The 3,368-nt window shown below is 59.6% G+C and carries 3 protein-coding genes; all 3 read left to right on the plus strand.

The annotated features are described in order from the left end of the window. The first annotated feature begins 63 nt into the window (after positions 1 to 63). Complete coding sequence (locus tag NW837_RS07770; protein ID WP_011433875.1) at positions 64 to 1,074, plus strand: ArsJ-associated glyceraldehyde-3-phosphate dehydrogenase; 1,011 nt, start codon at positions 64 to 66, stop codon at positions 1,072 to 1,074. Between the two features lie 25 nt (positions 1,075 to 1,099). Next, positions 1,100 to 2,386 (plus strand): organoarsenical effux MFS transporter ArsJ, encoded by a 1,287-nt coding sequence (gene arsJ, locus NW837_RS07775; RefSeq protein ID WP_414330427.1) that lies wholly within the window; start codon positions 1,100 to 1,102, stop codon positions 2,384 to 2,386. Positions 2,387 to 2,525: 139 nt separating this feature from the next. Beyond that, a partial coding sequence (locus NW837_RS07780) for an alpha-D-glucose phosphate-specific phosphoglucomutase (RefSeq protein ID WP_414330430.1) occupies positions 2,526 to 3,368 on the plus strand: 843 nt, incomplete at its 3' end.

Raw genomic sequence — 3,368 nt, forward strand, 5'->3', positions numbered from 1 at the left:
AGTTGAGGCGGGATTTGCCCTGAGAGAGCGGGATCCCTTCTGGACAAGTCTAGGGTCAATGCTATGGCAGTGCGGGTGGGCATCAACGGTTTTGGCCGCATCGGACGGCTGGTGTTGCGGGCTGCTTGGGGCTGGGAAGAGCTGGAATTCGCCCACATCAACGAGATCAAAGGGGGAGCTGCGACGGCGGCCCACCTGTTGAAGTTTGACTCGGTGCAGGGCCGCTGGGCTATCGACATTGAGGGATCCGATAACCGGCTGCGCATTCAGGACAAAACCCTCACCTTTAGCGAACACAAGTCTCCTGGTGAAGTGCCCTGGGCAGAGTTGGGGATCGAGCTAGTGCTGGAATGCTCGGGCAAATTTGTCAAGGCAGCGGAGCTGGATGCCTACTTCAAAGCGGGGGTGCGCAAGGTGATTGTGGCTGCCCCTGTCAAGGACGAAGAGGCCCTCAACATTGTTATGGGCGTCAACGATCACCTGTACGACCCGGCCCGGCACCATTTGCTCACGGCGGCTTCCTGCACCACCAACTGCCTGGCTCCTTTGGTGAAGGTCATCCACGAGGGGATCGGCATTGTTCACGGGGTGATCACCACCATCCATGACGTCACCAATACCCAAACCATGGTGGATGCCCCCCACAAAGATCTGCGGCGGGCCCGCTCCGCTCTGCTGTCTTTGGTGCCCACCACCACCGGCTCGGCCACGGCCATTGGGCTGATTTACCCCGAACTCAACGGCAAGTTGAACGGCATTGCCGTGCGCGTGCCCCTCTTGAATGCTTCCCTAACCGATGCCGTGTTTGAGGTCAGGCGGCCCACCACCGTGGAAGAAGTCAATCACCTCTTAAAAACTGCAGCCGAGGGCGAACTCAAGGGGATCCTCGGCTACGAGGAGCTGCCCCTGGTCTCGGTGGATTTCAAAGGGGATCCCCGTTCCAGCATTGTGGATGCGCCCTCGACGATGGTGGTGGATGGCGCCCAGGTGAAGATCCTGGCCTGGTACGACAACGAATGGGGCTACGCCAACCGCATGGCGGAACTGGCCCGCAAAGTGGCCCGCAGTCTATAGAAACATCTCCCTTGGAGACCTGCCCATGACTTCTGTTTCGACGGCTCAAGCCTCTGCGGTTCGCAACTACGCCCTGGTTACAGCGGCCTATTGGGGGTTCACCATCACCGATGGCGCCATCCGCATGTTGGTGCTGCTGCACTTCCACAAGTTGGGCTTTACCCCGATCCAAATTGCCATGCTGTTTCTCTTCTACGAGATCTTCGGGGTGATTACCAACTTCCTGGGCGGCTGGATTGGATCCCTGTTTGGCCTGCGGCTGACCCTGTATGGGGGCATTGCCATCCAGATCTTCGGTTTGGTGATGCTGGGCGTGTTGAACATGCAGTGGCCGGTCTGGAGTCAGGTGGCCTACGTGATGACCGCCCAAGCTCTAGCCGGGATCGCCAAAGATCTCACCAAGATGAGCTCCAAAAGCGCCATCCGCCTGGTGGTGCCCAAAGAAGCGGAATCCCGCCTGTTTCGTTGGGTGGCTATGCTCACCGGATCCAAAAACGCCCTCAAGGGGGTGGGGTTCTTTGTGGGAGCGGCCCTGCTGCAGATCTTCACCGAAATCTACGGGGATCCCATGGGCTTCCGCATGGCCAACTTTGTCCAGGCGGGGGCGTTGGCTTTGATCTTCTGTTCGGGGGCGCTGCTGCCTGCAGACATGGGCAAAATCAAGGCCAAGATCCCCTTCAAGCGGCTGTTTTCCAAGAGCAGAGAGATCAACATCCTCTCGGCAGCTCGCTTTTTCCTGTTTGGGTCGCGGGATGTGTGGTTTGTGGTGGCCCTGCCGGTGTTTCTCTACGACAGCTTGGGCTGGACTTTTATGCAGGTGGGCAGTTACATGGCCATCTGGGTGATTGGCTATGGGTTCATTCAGTTTGTAGCACCGCAACTGCTGGGTGGGGGTCGCCCTGGCCGTGCTCCCAAGGCCCGCACCATCCAGATTTGGACCTTCGTGCTGACGGCGGTGCCGGCGATCATTGCCACAGCCTTCATGGCCGGGCTGGCACCGGAGCTGGTGATCACCGGCGGCTTGATCCTGTTCGGGATCGTCTTTGCCTTCAATTCGGCAGTGCATTCCTACCTGGTGCTGGCCTACACGGAAGACGACGACGTAGCCCTCAATGTGGGCTTTTATTACATGGCTAATTCCGGCGGGCGGCTGTTGGGGACGGTAACTTCTGGCATCCTCTTCCAGTTCTACGGGTTGGAGGGCTGCCTTTGGTTTTCCACCCTTTTGATCTTGGCGGCATGGCTGTTCTCGTTGAAATTGCCGGATCCCAGCAAAACCCTGGTGGAGTGGGTGGTTAAGCCAGGGGATTGAAGATGGAGGGCTACCAGCGGAGATCGATGCATCCATTCAACCCATCCACAAATGGGTGGAGGGGAAAGAACTCTGCTCAGCACAAACGAGAGGCCCAACGATGAGATAGTAGAGGAGCAAGCAGCTTTTCCGGCAGCCTATGAGCCTGCGCATTGTTCCCACGACGCCCTTCCCTAGCCAGAGACCCGGCACCTCTGGCCTGCGCAAGCCGGTATCGGTGTTTCAGCAGCCCCACTACCTGGAAAACTTCGTCCAATCCATTTTTGATGTCCTAGAGGGATCCGCCGGCCAAACCCTGGTGGTGGGGGGAGATGGCCGCTACTACAACCGCGAGGCCATTCAGATCCTGCTCAAGATGGCGGCGGCCAACGGCATCGGGCGAGTCCTGGTGGGCCAAGGAGGGATCCTCTCCACGCCGGCGGTTTCCTGTCTCATCCGCAAGTACGGCGCCTACGGGGGGATCATCTTCTCTGCCAGCCACAACCCCGGCGGCCCCCAGGGGGATTTCGGCATCAAGTACAACATCGGCAACGGTGGCCCTGCCCCGGAGAAGGTGACCGAGGCCATTTACGCCCGCACCCAGCAGATCCGGGAGTACCGCATCTGGGAAGCTCCCGATGTCGATCTGGATCGCTTGGGCGAGCAACGGCTGGGGTCCCTCACGGTGTCCGTCATCGACCCGGTGGCCGATTACTTGAGCCTGATGCAGCGTCTGTTCGATTTCGAGGCCATCCGCGACTACCTGGCTTCCGGGATCTGCATTGCCTTCGACGCCATGCACGCCGTCACCGGCCCCTATGCCCACGCCATTTTGCAGGGATCCCTGGGAGCACCAGAGGGCAGTGTGCTCAACGGGCAGCCCCTGCCGGATTTTGGCGGCGGACACCCGGATCCCAACCTGGTGCATGCCCGCCCATTGGTGGAACTGTTGTTTCGGGAAGATGGGCCGGACTTTGGGGCCGCTTCCGATGGGGATGGGGAT

The organism is Synechococcus sp. R6-10, from assembly GCF_047461815.1.
In the GTDB taxonomy this organism is placed as follows: Bacteria; Cyanobacteriota; Cyanobacteriia; order Thermostichales; family Thermostichaceae; genus Thermostichus.